This is a genomic window from Aquabacterium sp. (assembly GCF_034003525.1).
Classification (GTDB): Bacteria; Pseudomonadota; Gammaproteobacteria; order Burkholderiales; family Burkholderiaceae_C; genus Aquabacterium.
This window is the reverse complement of the sequence record NZ_JAVEYN010000001.1, coordinates 270,376-288,981: the sequence shown is the minus strand read 5'-3', so window position 1 is coordinate 288,981 and position 18,606 is coordinate 270,376. Positions and strand designations below refer to the sequence as shown.

General features: G+C 63.3%; 20 protein-coding genes. 17 read left to right on the top strand and 3 right to left on the bottom strand.

Annotated features, from left to right (window positions below; all coding sequences use genetic code 11):
* Positions 1–53: 53 nt before the first annotated feature.
* The 17 genes from tsf (at position 54) to trxC (ending at position 16,147) form a co-directional block, all read left to right on the top strand.
* Positions 54–950 carry a translation elongation factor Ts gene (tsf, locus tag RBT42_RS01285; RefSeq protein ID WP_320361837.1) on the top strand — a complete coding sequence of 299 codons (897 nt, stop codon included), beginning with the start codon at positions 54–56 and terminating at the stop codon, positions 948–950.
* Positions 951–1,139: 189 nt separating this feature from the next.
* A complete protein-coding gene (gene pyrH, locus RBT42_RS01280; protein ID WP_320361836.1) occupies positions 1,140–1,850 on the top strand; it encodes a UMP kinase in 711 nt (236 codons plus the stop codon).
* 66 nt (positions 1,851–1,916) lie between these two features.
* Positions 1,917–2,477 (top strand): ribosome recycling factor, encoded by a 561-nt coding sequence (frr, locus tag RBT42_RS01275; protein ID WP_320361835.1) that lies wholly within the window; start codon positions 1,917–1,919, stop codon positions 2,475–2,477.
* Positions 2,478–2,595: 118 nt separating this feature from the next.
* Positions 2,596–3,378, top strand: a complete 783-nt coding sequence (gene uppS, locus RBT42_RS01270; protein WP_320361834.1) for a polyprenyl diphosphate synthase — start codon at positions 2,596–2,598, stop codon at positions 3,376–3,378.
* Between the two features lie 2 nt (positions 3,379–3,380).
* Positions 3,381–4,307 (top strand): phosphatidate cytidylyltransferase, encoded by a 927-nt coding sequence (locus RBT42_RS01265; protein WP_320361832.1) that lies wholly within the window; start codon positions 3,381–3,383, stop codon positions 4,305–4,307.
* Positions 4,300–5,508 (top strand): 1-deoxy-D-xylulose-5-phosphate reductoisomerase, encoded by a 1,209-nt coding sequence (gene ispC / locus RBT42_RS01260; RefSeq protein WP_320361831.1) that lies wholly within the window; start codon positions 4,300–4,302, stop codon positions 5,506–5,508. The genes RBT42_RS01265 and ispC overlap by 8 nt, the downstream gene beginning before the upstream one ends.
* A 49-nt stretch (positions 5,509–5,557) precedes the next feature.
* Positions 5,558–6,958 carry an RIP metalloprotease RseP gene (gene rseP, locus RBT42_RS01255; protein WP_320361901.1) on the top strand — a complete coding sequence of 467 codons (1,401 nt, stop codon included), beginning with the start codon at positions 5,558–5,560 and terminating at the stop codon, positions 6,956–6,958.
* Positions 6,959–6,983: 25 nt separating this feature from the next.
* A complete protein-coding gene (gene bamA, locus RBT42_RS01250) occupies positions 6,984–9,272 on the top strand; it encodes an outer membrane protein assembly factor BamA (RefSeq protein WP_320361830.1) in 2,289 nt (762 codons plus the stop codon).
* A 2-nt stretch (positions 9,273–9,274) separates the two neighbouring features.
* Entirely contained in the window at positions 9,275–9,787 is a 513-nt protein-coding gene (locus RBT42_RS01245; protein ID WP_320361829.1) for an OmpH family outer membrane protein, read from the top strand.
* A gap of 11 nt (positions 9,788–9,798) precedes the next feature.
* A complete protein-coding gene (lpxD, locus tag RBT42_RS01240) occupies positions 9,799–10,827 on the top strand; it encodes a UDP-3-O-(3-hydroxymyristoyl)glucosamine N-acyltransferase (protein ID WP_320361900.1) in 1,029 nt (342 codons plus the stop codon).
* Positions 10,824–11,264 carry a 3-hydroxyacyl-ACP dehydratase FabZ gene (fabZ, locus tag RBT42_RS01235; protein ID WP_320361899.1) on the top strand — a complete coding sequence of 147 codons (441 nt, stop codon included), beginning with the start codon at positions 10,824–10,826 and terminating at the stop codon, positions 11,262–11,264. The genes lpxD and fabZ overlap by 4 nt, the downstream gene beginning before the upstream one ends.
* Before the next feature lie 7 nt (positions 11,265–11,271).
* Entirely contained in the window at positions 11,272–12,060 is a 789-nt protein-coding gene (gene lpxA, locus RBT42_RS01230; RefSeq protein ID WP_320361828.1) for an acyl-ACP--UDP-N-acetylglucosamine O-acyltransferase, read from the top strand.
* A 3-nt stretch (positions 12,061–12,063) separates the two neighbouring features.
* A complete protein-coding gene (gene lpxB, locus RBT42_RS01225) occupies positions 12,064–13,215 on the top strand; it encodes a lipid-A-disaccharide synthase (RefSeq protein ID WP_320361827.1) in 1,152 nt (383 codons plus the stop codon).
* A 67-nt stretch (positions 13,216–13,282) separates the two neighbouring features.
* Positions 13,283–13,870: a ribonuclease HII gene (rnhB, locus tag RBT42_RS01220; protein ID WP_320361896.1), complete on the top strand. Its 588-nt coding sequence runs from the start codon at positions 13,283–13,285 to the stop codon at positions 13,868–13,870.
* 17 nt (positions 13,871–13,887) lie between these two features.
* Positions 13,888–14,742 carry an RNA methyltransferase gene (locus tag RBT42_RS01215; RefSeq protein WP_320361825.1) on the top strand — a complete coding sequence of 285 codons (855 nt, stop codon included), beginning with the start codon at positions 13,888–13,890 and terminating at the stop codon, positions 14,740–14,742.
* 164 nt (positions 14,743–14,906) lie between these two features.
* Entirely contained in the window at positions 14,907–15,602 is a 696-nt protein-coding gene (locus tag RBT42_RS01210; RefSeq protein WP_320361824.1) for a Bax inhibitor-1/YccA family protein, read from the top strand.
* A gap of 107 nt (positions 15,603–15,709) precedes the next feature.
* Complete coding sequence (gene trxC, locus RBT42_RS01205) at positions 15,710–16,147, top strand: thioredoxin TrxC (RefSeq protein WP_320361822.1); 438 nt, start codon at positions 15,710–15,712, stop codon at positions 16,145–16,147.
* A 49-nt stretch (positions 16,148–16,196) separates the two neighbouring features.
* Here the strand turns inward: trxC and dnaB are convergent, their stop codons facing one another.
* From dnaB to rpsR, 3 genes are all read right to left on the bottom strand, one after another.
* Entirely contained in the window at positions 16,197–17,633 is a 1,437-nt protein-coding gene (gene dnaB / locus RBT42_RS01200) for a replicative DNA helicase (protein ID WP_320361821.1), read from the bottom strand.
* 188 nt (positions 17,634–17,821) lie between these two features.
* A complete protein-coding gene (rplI, locus tag RBT42_RS01195; RefSeq protein WP_320361820.1) occupies positions 17,822–18,274 on the bottom strand; it encodes a 50S ribosomal protein L9 in 453 nt (150 codons plus the stop codon).
* A 12-nt stretch (positions 18,275–18,286) separates the two neighbouring features.
* Positions 18,287–18,580: a 30S ribosomal protein S18 gene (gene rpsR, locus RBT42_RS01190; RefSeq protein ID WP_035034561.1), complete on the bottom strand. Its 294-nt coding sequence runs from the start codon at positions 18,578–18,580 to the stop codon at positions 18,287–18,289.
* Positions 18,581–18,606 lie beyond the last annotated feature (26 nt).

Here is an 18,606-nt window from a genome sequence, read left to right as displayed (position 1 = left end):
AAATTTTCTGCGGCGGCGCTTTGGCCGCCCGCGAACCAAACCGGAGAAAGCTAATGGCTGCAATCACCGCCAGCATGGTCGCCGAACTGCGCGCCAAGACCGATGCTCCCATGATGGAGTGCAAGAAAGCTCTGACCGAGGCCGATGGCGACTTCGCCAAGGCGGAAGAGCTGCTGCGCGTCAAGCTGGGCAGCAAGGCCTCCAAGGCCGCCTCGCGCGTGACCGCTGAAGGCGTGGTGTCTGCTTTTGTCGACGGCTCGACCGGCGCTTTGGTGGAAATCAACTGCGAAACCGACTTCGTCTCGAAGAACGACTCCTTCCTGGCTTTCGCCAAGTCGGTGGCCGAGCTGATCGCCAAGAACAACCCCGCTGACGTCGCTGCTATCGGCGAGCTGCCGCTGTCGCAAGACGGCTTCGGCCCGACCGTGGAGGAAGTCCGCAAGGGCTTGATCGGCAAGATCGGCGAGAACATGGCCATCCGTCGCTTCAAGCGTTACGCTGACGGTGGCAAGCTGGCTGCATACCTGCACGGCGCCCGCATTGGCGTGGTCGTGGAGTTCGACGGTCAAGACGTGGCTGCCAAGGACGTCGCCATGCACGTGGCCGCCATGAAGCCCGTGTCGCTGTCGTCGGCTGACGTGCCGGCCGATCTGATCGAAACCGAGCGCAGCGTCGCCACGGCCAAGGCCGCCGAAGCTGGCAAACCTGCTGACATCGCTGCCAAGATGATCGAAGGCGCTGTTCAGAAGTACCTGAAGGAAGTGTCCCTGTTCAACCAGGTCTTCGTGAAGGCCGCTGACGGCAAGCAAACCGTCGAGCAGTACCTGAAGTCGGCCAACACGACCGTCAAGGGTTTCACCATGTTCGTGGTGGGCGAGGGCATCGAGAAGAAGCAAGACGACTTCGCAGCCGAAGTGGCGGCCACGATGGCCGCAGCCAAGGGTCAGTAACCCGAAGCAAAACAAGGGGGCTTTTGGCCCCCTTGTGCTGTGTGCCCCGGCAACGACCGGGCCACGCAAGCTGCCGGAGGGGAACCTTCGCGCCAGCAACCATTCAAAAGGCCTGACCAGGCTGGCGAAGACTGAAACTTGCGATAACCTTCAGTCTCGCTTCTCACGTAGATCACCAAGGACATCCGCATGCCCGCCTACAAGCGCATCCTCTTGAAACTTTCCGGTGAAGCCCTGATGGGCGACGATGCCTACGGCATCAACCGGGCGACCATTGTGCGCATGGTCAAGGAGATTCAGGAGGTCACCGACCTGGGCGTGCAGGTGGCGGTAGTCATCGGTGGTGGCAACATTTTCCGCGGCGTCGCGGGCGGCTCGGTCGGCATGGACCGCGCCACGGCCGACTACATGGGCATGCTGGCCACCGTGATGAACTCGCTGGCCCTGGCGGACACCATGCGTCAGGAAGGCATGACGGCTCGCGTGATGTCTGCCATCAGCATCGACCAGGTGGTGGAGCCCTACGTTCGCCCCAAAGCCTTGCAGTACCTCGAGGAGGGCAAGGTGGTGGTGTTTGCCGCGGGCACGGGCAACCCGTTCTTCACGACCGACACCGCCGCTGCCTTGCGCGGTGCAGAGATCGGTGCGGAGGTCATGCTCAAGGCCACCAAGGTGGATGGCGTCTACACGGCCGATCCCAAGAAAGATCCTTCGGCCACGCGTTACGCCAGCATCACCTTCGACGAGGCCCTGATCAAGAACCTGCAGGTGCTCGATGCCACCGCTTTTGCCCTGTGCCGCGATCAGAATCTGCCTTTGAAGGTGTTTTCGATTTTCAAACCCGGCGCACTCAAGCGCGTCGTGTTGGGTGAAGACGAAGGCACGCTGGTTCACGTCTGATCCAGCCCTTCCTTTCGCCATTTTTTCAAGCGTCAGTCGGCCTCAGGCCTTCGTACGGAGCTTCTCATGAGCATTGCAGAAATCAAAAAGACCGCCGAGCAGAAAATGCTCAAGTCCATCGAGGCTTTCAAAGTCGAGTTGTCCAAGATTCGCACCGGCCGTGCTCACCCCGGTATCCTGGATCAGGTGCAGGTGGAGTACTACGGTTCGCTGGTGCCCATCAGCCAGGTGGCCAACGTGACGCTGCAAGATGCGCGCACCATCAGCGTTCAGCCTTGGGAAAAGGGCATGGGCGCCAAGCTCGAAAAGGCGATCCGCGAGTCGGACCTTGGCCTGAACCCTTCCTCGCAGGGTGATCTGATCCGCGTGCCGATGCCTGCCTTGACGGAAGAGCGCCGCAAGGAACTGACCAAGGTCGTCAAGTCGGCGGGCGAGGACACCAAGATTGCCGTGCGCAATCTGCGTCGCGACGCCAACGAGCATGCCAAGCGCCTGCTCAAGGACAAGGAAATCACGGAAGACGACGACCGTCGTTCGCAGGACGAAATCCAGAAGCTGACGGACAAGACGATTGCCGAAATCGACAAGCTGGTGCAGGCCAAGGAAGCCGAAGTGCTGGCTGTTTGAGGCTGTGCGCTTTGCCATAATGGCGACCACGTCCGAGGCGGTCTGACCGCCTCGTTCTGTTTGCGGACATGCGGGCTGCCCAGGCGGCCCGCTCTCACATTCCCGGATTCATTTGTCGATGGCTTCTCTTCCTTCGTCTTCACCCTTGGCCGTTCCGAGGCATGTCGCCATCGTGATGGATGGCAATGGTCGCTGGGCGCGCAAGCGTTTCATGCCGCGCGGCCTGGGTCACAAGGCGGGCGTCGATGCCCTGGTCGAGGTGGTGAGGGCAGCGGCCAGCCGAGGTGTCGGCTTCCTGACCGTGTTCGCGTTCTCGTCGGAGAACTGGAAGCGTCCCGAGGAGGAAGTGTCCGGTTTGATGAGTTTGCTGTTGGTGGCACTGTCCAAGCACATGGGCAAACTCAAGGCCGATGGTGTTCGCATCCGCGTCGCGGGCGATCTGGAGAAGGTGTCCGAGAAGGTGCGTTCCGCCTTGCAGGAGGCTGAGGCGTCCACGGCCGAGAACGACCGATTGGTGTTGACCGTGGCATTCAACTACGGTGGCCGCTGGGACATCGTGCAGGCCTGTCAGCGGGCGATGGCGGCGGGTGTGGCGCCGGATGCACTCGATGAGGCCACCTTGGCGCGTTTCATGACGATGAGCTATGCGCCGGACCCGGATCTGGTGATTCGCACCGGCGGGGAAGTGCGCTTGTCCAATTTTCTGTTGTGGCAGAGCGCCTACTCGGAACTGTATTTCACCGATTGCCTGTGGCCTGACTTTGATGGTGCTGAACTGGATCGCGCCATCGAGAGCTATGCCGAGCGCGAGCGTCGCTTTGGTGACGTGGGGGCCTCGGGTGAGGGCGAGGGCGCGGTTGGCGGCCTCGATGATGTGATGGCCGAAAGGGAAGGACACTGAACATGCTCAAACAACGCGTCATCACCGCCTTGATCCTGGCTGCCATCTTGCTGGCCAGCTTGGCCAGCGAAGCCACTTGGCCATTTTCTGCGCTCACCCTGGTGTTCATCTCGGCGGCAGGCTGGGAGTGGTCCCGTCTCAATGAGGCGCCAGGGATGCGGGCCTGGCTCACCGGGGCTGCTGTGGCGGGCGGCTGTGTGTATGCGGCGCAGGTGGTGGGCTTGCCAGTTTGGGCGCAGGCTGTGGTGGACAACGGATTGAACGTGCATCCGCACGTCCATGGTCTGGGGCTGCCGCTGGCGGGTTTCCACGTTGCCACGGGTGTGTGGGCGTTTGCCACCATCGTCTGGGTGTTGGGGGGCGCGGCCGTGTTGCGCTATGGCAGCACGCATTGGCGTCAGGTGCCGGAGTTCTGGCGGCGCCTCTTGGGCTTGGTGTTGCTGGTCATGGCCTGGCTGGCCCTGGTGGAGATCAAGGCGCAGGGCCTGAATTTCCTGCTGTCCGTGCTGTGCTTGGTCTGGGCTGCAGACATCGGCGCTTACTTTGGTGGCAGGGCCTTTGGCCATCGCAAGTTGGCCCCCAGCATCAGCCCGGGCAAGAGCTGGGAGGGCGTCTGGAGCGGCATGGTGGCGGTGTGTTTGCTGGCCGGTCTGTGGATCTGGGTGGACGGCCATCTTGGTGTCGATTCGCCGAGTTTGTACAGCCGTTTGTGGATGGGGCTGGGCCCCCTTGGCATCTTGCTTGCGCTGGCCTTTCTGGTCGCCATGAGCGTGGTCGGCGATCTCTTCGAGTCTCTCGTCAAGCGTCAGGCCGGGGTGAAGGACAGCAGCCAGCTGTTGCCCGGGCATGGCGGTGTGCTCGATCGCATCGATGCCCTCTTGCCTGCCTTGCCCTTGACCCTGGCTGTGTTGACCTTGTGCCATGCTTGATTCCCAGTTGTCTTCCCGCCGTCAGCGCGTCTGCATTCTCGGTGCCACAGGCTCGATCGGCACCAACACACTTGATGTGTTGTCACGTCACCCCGAGCAATTCGAGGTGTGGGCGCTGACAGGGGCCTCCCGTGTCGACGAGTTGATGGCGCAGTGCCGCCAGTGGCAACCGCGTTTCGCGGTGATGCCCGACGAGGCGGTGGCCCAACGCCTGCGCGCACAGATCGCCGATGCGGGCTTGCGCACCGAGGTACTCAGCGGGGCACAGGCTCTGATCGATGTGGCGTCACACCCGGATGTCGATGTGGTGATGGGCGCCATCGTCGGTGCCGCCGGCTTGCCGCCATGTCTGGCGGCCGCACGGGCCGGCAAGCGTCTGCTGCTGGCCAACAAGGAGGCGCTGGTTGTGGGGGGCGCCTTGTTCATGCGGGCGGTGGAGGAGGGCGGTGCAACGCTTTTGCCCATCGACAGCGAGCATTCGGCCATTTTCCAGTGCCTGCCCGAAGATCCTGCAGCTTGGGCCTCGCGCATCGATCACATCGTGTTGACCGCGTCAGGCGGGCCCTTCCGTCAGCGCGATGTGGCCACGTTTGGTGACATCACGCCCGAGCAGGCCTGCGCCCATCCCAACTGGGTGATGGGCCGCAAAATCTCGGTCGACTCGGCGACGATGATGAACAAGGCGCTTGAGGTCATCGAGGCGCGCTGGTTGTTCAACCTCGCACCCGAGCAGATCCGCGTGGTGCTGCACCCGCAAAGCATCATCCATTCGATGGTGGTGTGCCGTGACCGCTCGGTGCTGGCGCAACTGGGGACACCCGACATGCGGGTGCCGATTGCCTACGGCCTGTCGTGGCCGCAGCGCATCGAGTCGGGTGCGGACCTGCTGGATTTCACGCGCCTGAATGCCCTCACGTTCGAAGAGGCCGATGCACGCCGCTATCCGGGCCTGCAACTGGCCTGGGAGACACTCAAGGGCGAGGCCGGCAGCACCTGTGTGCTCAACGCGGCCAACGAGATCGCCGTGGAGGCCTTTCTGTCCCGCCGCATCCGTTTTGATCAGATCCACCAAGTGGTGGTTCAGTCCCTGTCGGACTGCCGCATTGAACGCTCGGCGACCGAGACGGTCGACGGCTTGCTGGACCTGGATGGTCAGGCGCGCCGTGTGGCCACGTCGGTCGTGGCGGGGCTGGTGGTTTGATCCGGGCACGGTGCAGGCAGACGCGCGGCGGTGACGCAGGAGGATGACGATGTTGATGACGGTGCTTTCCTTTCTGGTGACGATTGGCGTGCTGGTGGTGATCCACGAGTACGGTCACTACCGGGCGGCGGTGGCCTGCAACGTCAAGGTGCTGCGCTTCTCCGTGGGCTTTGGTCAGGTCTTGTGGCGTCGTCAGCGGGGTGAAACCGAGTTCGTGATCTCGGCACTGCCCTTGGGGGGCTACGTCAAGATGCTCGACGGGCGTGAGGGGCCGGTGGATGCGGCCGAACAGCATCGCGCCTTCAACTGCAAGCCCTTGCGGCAGCGGGCTTTCATCGTGGCAGCGGGGCCATTGGCCAACTTGCTGCTGGCGGTGCTGCTGTATGCCGGCGTGAACTGGGCCGGTGTGCAGGAGTTGCGCCCGTGGCTGGCGCAACCCCGTGCCGGCACCCTGGCCGCCGAGGCTGGCTTGCAGTCGCGCGACGAGGTGGTGGCCCTGGAAGTGCTGGATGCCAGCTCGGATGCAGATGCGTCGCGCCAGCATGTAGTGCGCTCCATGACCGATCTGCAGTGGCTGTTCATCCAGTCGGCGCTGGCCGGTCAGGATGTGCGGCTGCAGCTCGAATCGCGTGCGCAGCCGTCGGGGCCTGTGATGGGGCGTCGCAGCGTGGTGCTGCACCTGAGTCGCATACCCGCCGCCGAGGTCGATGGTCGCTTGCTCGACCGTGTGGGCTTGAGCGGCCCTTACGCAGAGCCCTTGATTGCCGAGGTGCTGCCAGGTGGCCCTGCCGAGCAGGCGGGCTTGCGTGCCGGTGACCGCGTTTTGCAGGTCAACGGCGTGGCGCCTGCGGACGCAGGGCAGTTGCGTCAGATGATCCGGGACAGTCAGGCAGGTGGTGAGGCGCGGGCGCTGTCGCTGCAGATCGAACGTGCTGGCCAGACGCTGCCGGTGAATCTGTTGCCGGTGATGACCGAGGTGAGGGGCCAGCGCGTGCCCCGCATCGAGGCCGCTCTGGGCAGCATGCCCGCCACGGTCGAGGTCAGCTATGGCCTGGTGGAGGGGCTGACCAAGGCCGCCGCCAAGACCTGGGATGTTTCGGTGATGAGCCTGAGCATGCTCGGCAAGATGTTGGTGGGCGAGGCTTCGCTGCAAAACCTCAGCGGTCCGCTCACGATCGCCGACTATGCCGGCCGTTCCGCGCAAATGGGGTGGGTTTACTACGTTGGCTTCCTGGCCTTGGTCAGTGTGAGCCTGGGCGTGCTCAACTTGCTGCCGCTGCCCGTCTTGGATGGTGGGCACCTCATGTATTATCTTTTCGAAGGCGTCACGGGCCGGCCGGTTTCCGATATCTGGCTGGAACGATTGCAGCGGGGTGGCGTGGCCATCATGCTCGCGATGATGTCATTGGCCCTCTACAACGACTTGGCGCGCCTGTTTGGCGCGCACTGAGTTTTCCTGCATGCAAAGCCCTTTCATGACTGCTGTGCGGTTCAAACCGACCCTGCTCGCTGCCTTGCTGGCGACCTCTTTGTTTCACTCCGCCTGGGCGGTTGAACCTTTTGTGCTGAAAGACATTCGCGTCGAGGGCCTGCAGCGTGCAGACGCCGGCACGGTGTTCGCCTCGCTGCCGTTCCGCGTCGGCGACACCTACACTGACGACAAGGGCTCCGCAGGTTTGCGCGCCTTGTTTGCCACCGGCCTGTTCAAGGACGTGCGCATCCAGGTCGACGGCAATGTGGTCGTGGTCGTGGTCGAAGAGCGCCCGGTGATCTCGCGCGTCGAGTTCGTCGGCACCAAGGAGTTCGACAAGGACGTGCTGGTCAAGGCACTCAAGGATGTTGGCATCGGCGAGGGCCAGCCCTTTGACCGCGCGCTGGCCGACCGTGCCGAGCAGGAACTCAAGCGCCAGTACCTCACCCGCAGCCTGTATGGCGTGGAAGTGGTCTCCACCATCACGCCCACCGAGCGCAACCGCGTCAACGTGACCTTCACGGTGAACGAGGGCGAGGTCACCAAGATCAAGAGCATCCGGATCACCGGCAATCAGGCTTTCTCGGAAAGCACCCTGATTTCGCAGATGGACCTCACCAAGGGCGGCTGGCTGACCTGGTACACCAAGTCCGACCAGTACGCGCGGGCCAAGCTGAACGCCGACTTGGAAACGATCAAGGCCTACTACCTGAACCGGGGTTACCTGGAGTTCAAGATCGAGTCGGCGCAGGTGACCATTTCGCCCGACAAGCAGGACATTTCGATTGCGATCAGCGTGAGCGAAGGCCCCCGCTATGTGGTGACCGGGGTGCGTCTGGAAGGCGAGTACCTGGGCAAGGAAGACGAGTTCCGCAAGCTGGTGACCATTGAGCCGGGCGAAGCCTACCGGGCCGATGCCGTGGCTGCCACCACCAAGGCCTTCACCGATCGCTTTGCGGCCTTCGGTTACGCCTTTGCCCGCGTGGAGTTCCGTCCGGAGCTGGACCGTGCCAAGGGGCAGGCCGTGGCTGTGCTGGTGGCTCAGCCCCAGCGTCGCGTGTATGTTCGCCGTGTCAATGTGGCGGGCAACTCCCGCACCCGTGACGAGGTGATCCGCCGCGAGTTCCGCCAGTTCGAGGCGGCTTGGTACGACGGGCAGAAGATCAAACTGTCGCGTGACCGGGTGGACCGTCTGGGCTACTTCAAGGCCGTGGACATTGAAACCGTGGAAGTGCCGGGCACGGCCGACCAGGTGGACCTGACCATCTCGGTCGAAGAAAAGCCCACTGGCAACCTGATGCTGGGTGCGGGCTTTTCGAGTGCCGAGAAGTTCACCCTGACCGCATCGGTCAAGCAGGACAACGTGTTCGGCACCGGGAACTATCTCGGCATTGACCTGAACACCAGCAAGTACAACCGCACCATCGTGGTCAGCACGGTCGACCCGTACTTCACCGACGATGGCGTGTCGCGCTCGTATGACCTGTACTACCGCACGTCGCGTCCGCTGAACACTCAGGGTGGGGACTACAAGATCGTGACGCCCGGCGGTGCCGTGCGTTTCGGGGTGCCGTTCACCGAGTACGACACCGTGTTCTTCGGCGCCGGTGTGGAGCAGACCTCGATCAAGGGCGACACCGGTCTGCCGGTGAGCTATCGCCTGTACCGCGACACCTTTGGTGAAACCAGTTTGTCGGTCCCCTTGACCGTGGGCTGGTCGCGAGATGCGCGCGACAGCCTGATTGCGCCGACCCGTGGCCGCTACCAGCGCCTGAACCTGGAGTTGGGTGTGGCGGGTGACACCCGCTATGTGCGCGGCGACTACCAGTTCCAGCAGTTCATCCCGCTGTCCAACCGCTTCACGCTGGGCCTGAACACCGAAATTGGATACGGGAAGGGCTTGTCTGGCAAGCCGTATCCGGTCTTCAAGAACTTCTACGGCGGTGGTCTGGGCACCGTGCGAGGTTTCGAGCAGAACTCTCTGGGCCCTCTCGATATCGAAGGCGCCTACGTGGGCGGTAACCGCCGTGCCAACGTGAACGCCGAGTTGTATGTGCCATTCCCGGGGGCCGGCAACGACCGCACCTTGCGTCTGTTCGGTTACATGGACGCCGGCAACGTCTGGGGTGAGAAGGAGTCGATGAGCTTCAGCGACGTGCGTGCCTCGGTCGGCGTTGGTATCAGTTGGGTCTCTCCGGTGGGCCCGCTCAAGCTGAGTTACGGCAAGCCCTTCCGCTTCCAGGACCAAGATAAAATCCAGCGTCTTCAGTTCCAGATCGGGACGGCATTCTGACCATGACTTCGCAGCTCAAAAAACTTCTGGTGGCCAGCCTGCTGACTGGCGCGGCTTTGCTCGCGCATGGCCAGGAGCTCAAGATTGGCTACGTCAACCTCGACCGGGTGCTGCGTGACGCATCCCCAGCCAAGGCGGCGCAGGCCAAGCTCGAAAGCGAGTTCACCCGGCGCGAGAAGGACCTGAGCGACACGGCAACGCGTCTCAAGAGCGCCACCGAGCGCTTCGAGAAGGACGCGCCCACGCTGGGGGAAACTGAGCGTAGCCGTCGTCAGCGTGACTTGGTGGAGCAGGACCGCGAGCTGCAGCGCAAGCGCCGCGAGTTCCAGGAAGACCTGAACCAGCGCAAGAACGAAGAACTGGCCGCGGTGTTGGACCGTGCGCAGCGCGTCGTCAAGCAGATCTTTGATCAGGAAAAATACGACCTGATCTTGCAGGAAGCGGTGTTCTTCAGTCCCCGCGTCGACATCACCGACAAGGTCATCAAGGCCATGAACAGCGGATCGGGCAAGTGACCACGATGCCTGTGAATGTGACGCTCGGCCAGTTGGTGGCCGAGCTGGGGGGCACCCTGATCGGAGACGCGAACACCGTGATCCGACAGATCGGCCCTTTGGACAGCGACGCACCGGACACCATCGCCTTCCTGTCGAACCCGAAATACCGTGCGCAACTGGCCACGACCAAGGCCACGTGCGTCATTGTCAGTCCGGCGGTTCAGGACGAGGCCACGGCGCGAGGGGCGGCCCTCGTCACCGACGATCCTTACCTGTACTTTGCTCGCCTGACCCAGTGGTGGTCCAAGCAAGTCCGTCCGCGTCCGGCTGCGGGCATCCATCCCTCGGCCGTGGTGGACCCGACCGCCGTGATCGGCCCCGACGTCGTTGTCGGCCCCTTGGCCGTGATCGAGGCCGGGGCCATCGTGGAAGCTGGGGCCCAGATCGGTGCGCAGTGCTTTGTGGGTGCCCGCGCCCGCGTTGGCGAGCACACCCGCTTGGCCCCGCAAGTCACCTTGGGTTTTGACTGCGTGGTCGGTGCACGCTGCATTTTGCACAGCGGTGTGGTGATCGGCGCCGATGGTTTCGGCTTCGCGCCCAAGCAGGGCCGTTGGGAGAAGATCGAGCAGCTGGGCGCCGTGCGCATTGGCGACGATGTGGAGCTGGGCGCCAACACCTGCGTGGACCGCGGCGCCCTGGACGACACAGTGATTGAAGACGGCGTCAAGCTCGACAACCTGGTTCAGATTGCGCACAACGTCCACATTGGCGAGCATTCGGCCATGGCCGGTTGTGTCGGTGTGGCAGGCAGCGCCCGCATCGGCAAGCATTGCACGGTGGGCGGTGCGGGCATGATCCTCGGACACCTCACATTGGCGGACAATGTGCATGTGTCATCCGGCACCCTGATTTCTCGCTCTGTGCTCAAGCCTGGCTTGTACAGTGGCGCCTTCCCTTTTGACGAGAACGCATCTTGGGAGAAAAACGCAGCGACCCTGCGTCAACTCCATGCCTTGCGTGACCGTATCCGAACCCTAGAAAAGCAAGTGAAAAGCTGATGGACATCCATAAGATTCTTCAAAAGCTCCCGCACCGCTACCCCTTCCTGTTGGTGGACCGTGTGCTGGAAGTCGAAAAGAACGTTCGCATTCGTGCCTTGAAGAACGTGACGATCAACGAGCCATTCTTCCAGGGCCACTTCCCCAACCGCCCGGTGATGCCTGGCGTGTTGATGCTGGAAGCACTGGCGCAGACGGCTGCCTTGCTCGCGTTCGAAACCCAGGGTGAAGGCGTGGACGAGAACTCGGTCTACTACTTCGTGGGCATCGACGGTGCGCGTTTCAAGCGCCCGGTCGAGCCGGGTGACCAGCTCTTCCTGGATGTGCAGATGGACCGCAACAAGGGCGGCATCTACAAGTTCAATGCGCAAGCCCTGGTGGGTGAGGAACTGGCGGTGTCGGCACAACTGATGTGCACGGTTCGCAAGGTGTCTTGAGGCGCAGATGGCGAACATCCATCCCAGCGCCATCGTCGACCCCGCAGCGCAACTGGCTGACTCCGTCACGGTGGGCCCCTTCACCACGATCGGGCCAAACGTCCGCATCGGTGAAGGCTGCAGCATCGGCGCGCACTGCGTGATCGAAGGTCACACCACGATTGGCCGCGACAACAAGATCTTCCAGTTTGCCTCTCTGGGGGCCGACCCGCAAGACAAGAAGTACAAGGGCGAGCCCACCCAGTTGATCATTGGCGACCGCAACACCATCCGCGAGTTCACCACGTTCAACACGGGCACTGTTCAGGACAAGGGCGTCACCCAGATCGGTGATGACAACTGGATCATGGCCTATGTGCATGTGGCCCATGACTGCGTGATCGGTGATCACAACGTGATCGCCAATTCGGTGCAGTTTGCCGGCCACGTCACCGTGGGCAGCTACACCCTGATCGGTGGCATCAGCGGTATTCACCAGTTTGTGCGCATTGGCGACTTTGCCATGCTGGGTTTTCAGACCCGCCTGTCGCAAGACCTGCCGCCGTTTGTCGTGGCCGCCGGCAACCCCGCCGAAGCGCAGAACGTGCACCAGGAAGGCCCGCGTCGCCGCGGCTTTTCGGCCGAGCGCCTGACCATGCTCAAGAAGATGTACCGGGCGCTGTATCGCAAGGGCTTGACGCTGGAGGCGGCCAAGGCCGAGATCGAACAGTTGCGCGGCCAGGTGCCGGACGCGGATGCCGACATCGACAAGATGCTGGCTTTCCTGGCGGGTGCCGAGCGCGGCATCGTGCGCTGAAGCATGAGCGCTGCTGAACCGCGCGTGGCCATGGTGGCCGGCGAAACCTCGGGCGATCTGCTGTCGGGCTTGCTGCTCGGCGGCTTGAAGGCACGCTGGTCGGGCCTGTCGTCCTGCGGCATCGGTGGTCCTCGCATGGCCGAGCACGGGTTTGATGCCTGGTGGCCATACCAGAAGCTGGCGGTGCATGGTTTCAACATGGAGGTGCTGCGGCGCTTTCGTGAAATCTGGACCATCCGCCGCGAGCTGGGGGAGCGCTTGCTGGCCGACCGCCCCGATGTGTTTGTCGGGGTCGACGCGCCGGACTTCAATCTGGGCCTGGAGGCCCGTTTGAAGGCTGAAGGCATCAAGACGGTGCACTTCGTCAGCCCCTCCATCTGGGCCTGGCGAGGCGGACGCATCCACAAGATTCACCGCTCGGTGGACCACATGCTGTGCCTGTTCCCGTTTGAGCCCAAGCTGTATCACGATCATGGTATCGCGGCGACCTTCGTCGGGCATCCGCTGGCGGACACCATTCCGCTGGAGGTGCCACGTGCCCAGGCGCGTACCAGCCTGGGCCTGGACGAGCAGACGCCGGTGATCGCCATCCTGCCGGGCAGCCGTCGCGGCGAGGTGCAGCACAACACGCCGGCTTTCTTGCAGACCGTGGCGCTGCTGAGCCGCCAGCGGCCGGATTTGCGCTTTGTGCTGCCGGTGGTGCCAGGCTTGCGCGACATGGTCGAGCCGATGGTGCGCGAGCACGCGCCCGACGCCCCGTTGACGCTGCTCGATGGTCGTTCGCACGAAGCTTTGGCGGCCTGTGATGTCACCTTGATCGCCAGCGGCACGGCCACGTTGGAGGCGGCGCTGTTCAAACGTCCCATGGTGATCGCCTACAAGATCAGTGGCCTGAGCTGGCAGATCATGAAGCGCATGGCCTACCTGCCTTGGGTGGGGCTGCCCAATATCCTGCTGTCGGACTCGGTGGTGCCCGAGCGCCTGCAAGATGAGGCGAACCCCGCCCAGCTCGCGGCCGATGTGCTGGCGTGGCTGGACCAGCCCGCCCGTGCGGCCTCTGTGCAGCAGCGCTTCCTTGAACTTCACCACCAGCTGAAACAGGATACGGCCCGTGCCGCCAGTGATGCCATCGCCCAAGTCCTCGAAACGCGCTGACCCGGCACAGGCCGCCGAAACGCCTTTTCAGCTCGACCTGCTGTGGCCGGTGGACGCTGTGGGCCTGATGGCTGGCGTGGACGAGGCCGGGCGTGGGCCCTTGGCGGGGCCAGTGGTGGCAGCGGCTGTGATCCTGGATGATCAGCAGCCGATTGCGGGCCTGGCAGACTCAAAGAAGCTCACTGCTCGTCGGCGAGACAGCCTGTACGACGAGATCCGTGCCAAGGCGCTGTGTTGCTGCATTGCCGAGGCCAGCGTCGAGGAGATTGACGCGCTCAACATCTTGCAGGCCACGATGCTGGCCATGCGGCGCGCGGTGGAAGGCCTGCGCCTCAAGCCCGCCATGGTGCTGGTGGATGGCAACCGCATCCCTGTGTTGAACGTGCCCGCGCAGGCCATCGTCAAGGGCGATGCGAAGGTGCAGGCCATTTCGGCGGCGTCCATCCTGGCCAAGGTGCACCGTGACCGCCTGTGCACGCAATTGCACGAGGCGTACCCTCAATATGGATTCGAGGTGCACAAGGGCTATCCCACGGCGGCACATCTGACGGCCCTGCGCGAGCATGGCGCCACGCCCGCGCACCGACGCACCTTTGGTCCCGTCAAGCTGGCACTGGCCAGCACCGCCGACCCGTTGGCCGCGGTGGTACGTTGACCTCGATCTTTCCTGACATGAGCGATTCTCTTCTTCAACGTCCCGTCCGCCTGCGCAGCACCCAGTTGGTCACCTCGCGCGACAACCCCTTGGTGCAGCGCTTGCGGCGTCTCAGCCAGGACCCGGTGGCCTACCGCAAGCAGGGTGAGGTCTGGCTGGAGGGCGATCACCTGTGCGATGCCTGCCTGCAGCGCGGCATCGAGGTCGGCCTGGCCGTGGTGGCCGAGAGTGCCTGGCTGGGTGAGCATGGCATCGCAGCCGGTACCGATGCGCAGGCGGTGCGTCTGAGCGCCTTGGCACGACAGGCCGAGAAGGTCGTGGTCGTGCCCGATGCCTTGTGGAAGACCTACACCGGTCTGGAGTCGCCGGCCCGAATCGGCTTTGTGCTGGCCCGCCCGCCCGCCGAGGCCGCAGAGAGCGCACTGCGTGCGGGTGTGCCCACGGTGGTGCTGGACCGGGTACAGGACGCCGGGAATGTGGGCAGCATCTTGCGCAGTGCATCGGCCATGGGTGTGGCGCAGGTGGTGGCGCTCAAAGGCACGGCAGGTTTGTGGTCGCCCAAGGTCCTGCGGGCGGGCATGGGTGCGCATTTCGCCTTGCATCTGGTCGAGCAGGTCTTGCCGGAGGCCCTGGTGGACTTGCAGCTTCCCCTGGTGGCGACCAGCTCGCACACCGAGCACCTGCTGCCGACTGTCGCCTTGCCAGAGCCTTGTGCCTGGGTGATGGGGCACGAGGGGCAGGGAGTGGGCGAGGCCGTGATGCGCCAGTGCGCCTTGAAAGTGGCCATTCCGCAGCCGGGAGGCGAGGAGTCGCTCAACGTGGCCGCCGCCGCGGCCGTTTGTCTGTACGAGTCGATGCGCCGCCGCTTGTGATGCTGGCAGCTTGTCCACATCGACCTTGGCTGACCGATGCCCTGTGGGCGGAATGGATTTCAGGGCCGGGGAAGCCCGGATGAACGCCCTACAATGTTCCGAGGTTTGACACACGCCGTGCGGCCCCGTTGGGTGGGTCGGTGCGGCGAACCTGGAGAGAACACATGGATCGATCAATGAAACCCCTGGACGTGGTCTACGGCTCGGCCGTGGCCGGTGACCGTCAGCGCGTGCTACGCAACACCTACGCCTTGCTGGCCTTGTCGATGCTGCCCACGGTGTTGGGGGCTTGGTTGGGTGTGGCGACGGGCTTCAGCTTCTTCGCAGGCAGCCCCTTCATGGGCTTGATCGTGTTCATGGCCGTGTCCTTCGGCTTCTTCTTCGCCATCGAGAAGTTCAAGAACTCCGGCGTGGGCGTTGTGCTGCTGCTGGGCTTCACCTTCTTCATGGGGTTGATGCTGTCGCGCATGCTGGGCATGGTGCTGGGTCTGTCCAATGGCGCTTCGCTGATTGCCACGGCCTTCGGCGGCACCGCTCTGGTGTTCGCCGGCATGGCCACCCTGGCATCGACCATGAAGCGCGATGTGTCCTCCCTTGGCAAGTGGCTGTTCGTGGGCCTGATGGTCATGATCGTGGCCGCCATCGCCAACATCTGGCTGCAAATGCCGGCGTTGTACCTGGCCCTGTCGGCCATGGGCGTGGTGATCTTCTCTGCTTTCATCCTGTATGACCTCAAGCAGATCATCGATGGCGGTGAAACCAACTACGTGACGGCCACGCTGTCGGTCTACCTGAGCGTGTACAACCTGTTCTCGTCGTTGCTGCACCTGCTGACGGCGCTGGGTGGTGGTGACGACTGAGTCGCGTCATCCTCGCTGGAATAGCCCGCCCTGGCTTGCAGCCCCGGCGGGCTTGTTTTTGGCCGATTGGATACCATCTGGGGTACATCACTTCACGAGGAAGCCCCATGACGTCATCCCTGGAACTGGTTTGCCCCCACTGCCACGCCATCAACCGTGTTCCGGCGCAACGCCTGAGTGATGCGCCGCAGTGCGGTCAGTGTCATCAACCTGTGCTGGTGCCGCAGCCCATTGACTTGAACCAGGCCAGCTTTGAGCGTTTCATCACCCGCAATCAGTTGCCGGTGCTGGTGGACTTCTGGGCGCCCTGGTGTGGGCCGTGCAAGATGTTCGCGCCGGTGTTCGCGCAACTGGCCGCGTCGTATGCCAGTCGTGTGCGTTTCGCCAAAGTCAACACTGAGGTGGAGCAGGGCATTGCATCCACTTACCAGATCCGCAGCATCCCAACCCTGGCCCTGTTCAAGCAGGGCAGGGAAGTGGACCGGGTGTCGGGCGCCTTACAGCCAGCCCAGTTACAGGCCTGGTTGGCGCGGCACGGGCTGTGAGTGCCTCCAAGCCGCCCAGGGCGTCACGTTGAAGCGCGCGGGTACATGATCAGTACTGATCGCCCTCGCCAATATAAGTGCCGGGGGCCAGGTTCTCGAAGCGCGTGTTCGACTTGAGGAAAGCCAGGTGCAGGCTGCCCACCGGGCCGTTACGCTGCTTGCCGATGATGATTTCGGCGGTGCCGGGCACCTTGGATTCCTTGTTGTAATACTCGTCGCGGTAGATGAACATGATCACGTCGGCGTCCTGCTCGATGGCGCCCGATTCTCGCAGGTCGGACATCATCGGACGTTTGTCCGGGCGCGTTTCCACCGAACGGTTGAGCTGGGACAGCGCGATCACCGGGCACTGCAGTTCCTTGGCCAGAGCCTTCAGACCCCGCGAGATCTCACCGATCACGGTGGCGCGGTTCTCTTCGTTGCCGCCCGAGCCGCTCATCAGCTGCAGGTAGTCGATGATGATCAGGCCCAGGGTGCCGCCAAACTGACGGGCCAGACGACGCGCGCGGGCGCGCAACTCGTTGGGCGACAGGCCAGGCGTCTCGTCAATGAAGACGTTGGCCGTGCGCAGCTTCTCCACGGTTTCGCTCAGGCGGCCCCATTCGTCGTCGGTGAGGCGGCCGGTCCGCAGGTTCTGCTGGTTGATGCGCCCGATAGAGCCCACCATACGCAGCGCCAGTTGGGATGCACCCATTTCCATGGAGAACACGGCCACCGGCAGGCCTTCGTTGACGGCGACGTTCTCTCCGATGTTCAGGGCGAACGCGGTTTTCCCCATCGAGGGACGGGCGGCTAGGATGATCAGGTCGCCTTTTTGCAGGCCCGCGGTCATCTTGTCCATGTCGATGAAGCCGGTGCGCACGCCGGTCACGTCCTCGGCGCCGTTGTCGGCCAGTTCGGTGACGCGGTCCAGCAGGTCCACCACCAGGCCATCCATCGCGAAGAAGCCCTGCTTGTTGCGGCTGCCTTCTTCGCCGATCTTCATGATCTTGGCTTCGGCCTCGTCGAGGATGTCGGAAACGCTTTTGCCCTGCGGATTGAAGGCGTTCGTGGCGATCTCGTCGCTCGCAGTGACCAGCTTGCGCAGCACGGCGCGCTCACGCACGATCTCGGCGTAGCGACGCATGTTGGCCGCGCTGGGCACCGACTGGGCCAGGGCGTTGAGGTAAGCGAGGCCACCCACCTCGGCGCCCTTGCCCTGCATCTGTAGTTGCTCGAACACCGTGATCACGTCAGCCGGCTTGGATGCGCCCACCAGTTGTTGGATGGCCAGGAAGATCAGTTGGTGCTCGTGCCGGTAGAAGTCGCCGTCGTGCAGCAGGTCGGCTGCACGATCCCAGGCGCTGTTGTCCAGCAACAAGCCCCCCAGCACACTCTGTTCGGCCTCAATGGAGTGCGGAGGCACGCGGAGTTTGGCGACCTCGTCACTGCTCAGTGAGTCGGTGCCACTGCGGGCGGAGAACGGGGTGGGGAATGCGGCAGCCATGGCTCAATGATAAAAGCGGAGCAGTGCCCCGCCTGTGGACAAGTCTGTGGGCAGCCTTGGGAAATGCTGGGGACTTTGCGGGATAAGTCGGGCCACAAACGACAAAGCCGGCGGTAAGGCCGGCTTTGGTTGAAACCGGCCGAAACCGGTTTCAGGCGATGGTGTGAATCGCAGAGGAAGGAGAAACCTTAAGCGGTTTCGCCGACCACGGCAACGGTCACGTCCACGACCACGTCGGTGTGCAGAGCCACCGACACAGCGTGCTCGCCCGTGGTCTTCAGAGGACCGTTGGGCATGCGGATCTGGTGCTTGGCGACTTCGAAGCCGGCAGCCTTCAGGCCTTCAGCGATGTCGAAGTTGGTCACCGAGCCGAACAGACGGCCGTCAACGCCAGCCTTTTGCGAGATGGACACGGTCTTGCCGTTGAGCTTTTCGCCCACGGCTTGAGCGGCGGCCAGTTTCTCGGCTTGAGCCTTTTCCAGCTCGGCACGACGGGCTTCGAATTCGGCGATGGCCTTTTCGGTGGCACGACGAGCTTGACGGGTCGGGATCAGGAAGTTACGGGCGTAGCCGTCCTTGACCTTGACCACATCACCCAGGTTGCCCAGGTTGGCGACTTTTTCGAGGAGGATGATTTGCATGACGAGGACTCCTTAGACGCGGTGCTGGTCGCTGTAAGGCAGCAGAGCCAGGAAGCGAGCGCGCTTGATGGCGGTGGTCAGCTGACGCTGGTAGATCGCGCGGGTGCCGGTCAGGCGTGCGGGGATGATCTTGCCGTTTTCAGCGATGAAGTCGCGCAGCGTGTCAACGTCCTTGTAGTCGATCTGTTCGACGTTGGCGACGGTGAAGCGGCAGAAGCGCTTGCGGCGGAACAGCAGGGATTGCGTGTTGCGCTTGCCCTTGCGGTCTTTGGAGAACTTGCCGTTCTTGGAGCGGGGAGCAGCCATGAGAACCTCTCAGTATCCGATTGGAT

Coding starts and splice junctions, on each gene's coding strand:
- tsf (WP_320361837.1), top strand. CDS start 54: ATGGCTGCAATCACCGCCAGCATGGTCGCCGAACTGCGCGCCAAGACC.
- pyrH (WP_320361836.1), top strand. CDS start 1,140: ATGCCCGCCTACAAGCGCATCCTCTTGAAACTTTCCGGTGAAGCCCTG.
- frr (WP_320361835.1), top strand. CDS start 1,917: ATGAGCATTGCAGAAATCAAAAAGACCGCCGAGCAGAAAATGCTCAAG.
- uppS (WP_320361834.1), top strand. CDS start 2,596: ATGGCTTCTCTTCCTTCGTCTTCACCCTTGGCCGTTCCGAGGCATGTC.
- RBT42_RS01265 (WP_320361832.1), top strand. CDS start 3,381: ATGCTCAAACAACGCGTCATCACCGCCTTGATCCTGGCTGCCATCTTG.
- ispC (WP_320361831.1), top strand. CDS start 4,300: ATGCTTGATTCCCAGTTGTCTTCCCGCCGTCAGCGCGTCTGCATTCTC.
- rseP (WP_320361901.1), top strand. CDS start 5,558: ATGTTGATGACGGTGCTTTCCTTTCTGGTGACGATTGGCGTGCTGGTG.
- bamA (WP_320361830.1), top strand. CDS start 6,984: ATGACTGCTGTGCGGTTCAAACCGACCCTGCTCGCTGCCTTGCTGGCG.
- RBT42_RS01245 (WP_320361829.1), top strand. CDS start 9,275: ATGACTTCGCAGCTCAAAAAACTTCTGGTGGCCAGCCTGCTGACTGGC.
- lpxA (WP_320361828.1), top strand. CDS start 11,272: ATGGCGAACATCCATCCCAGCGCCATCGTCGACCCCGCAGCGCAACTG.
- lpxB (WP_320361827.1), top strand. CDS start 12,064: ATGAGCGCTGCTGAACCGCGCGTGGCCATGGTGGCCGGCGAAACCTCG.
- rnhB (WP_320361896.1), top strand. CDS start 13,283: ATGGCTGGCGTGGACGAGGCCGGGCGTGGGCCCTTGGCGGGGCCAGTG.
- RBT42_RS01215 (WP_320361825.1), top strand. CDS start 13,888: ATGAGCGATTCTCTTCTTCAACGTCCCGTCCGCCTGCGCAGCACCCAG.
- RBT42_RS01210 (WP_320361824.1), top strand. CDS start 14,907: ATGGATCGATCAATGAAACCCCTGGACGTGGTCTACGGCTCGGCCGTG.
- trxC (WP_320361822.1), top strand. CDS start 15,710: ATGACGTCATCCCTGGAACTGGTTTGCCCCCACTGCCACGCCATCAAC.
- dnaB (WP_320361821.1), bottom strand. CDS start 17,633: ATGGCTGCCGCATTCCCCACCCCGTTCTCCGCCCGCAGTGGCACCGAC.
- rplI (WP_320361820.1), bottom strand. CDS start 18,274: ATGCAAATCATCCTCCTCGAAAAAGTCGCCAACCTGGGCAACCTGGGT.
- rpsR (WP_035034561.1), bottom strand. CDS start 18,580: ATGGCTGCTCCCCGCTCCAAGAACGGCAAGTTCTCCAAAGACCGCAAG.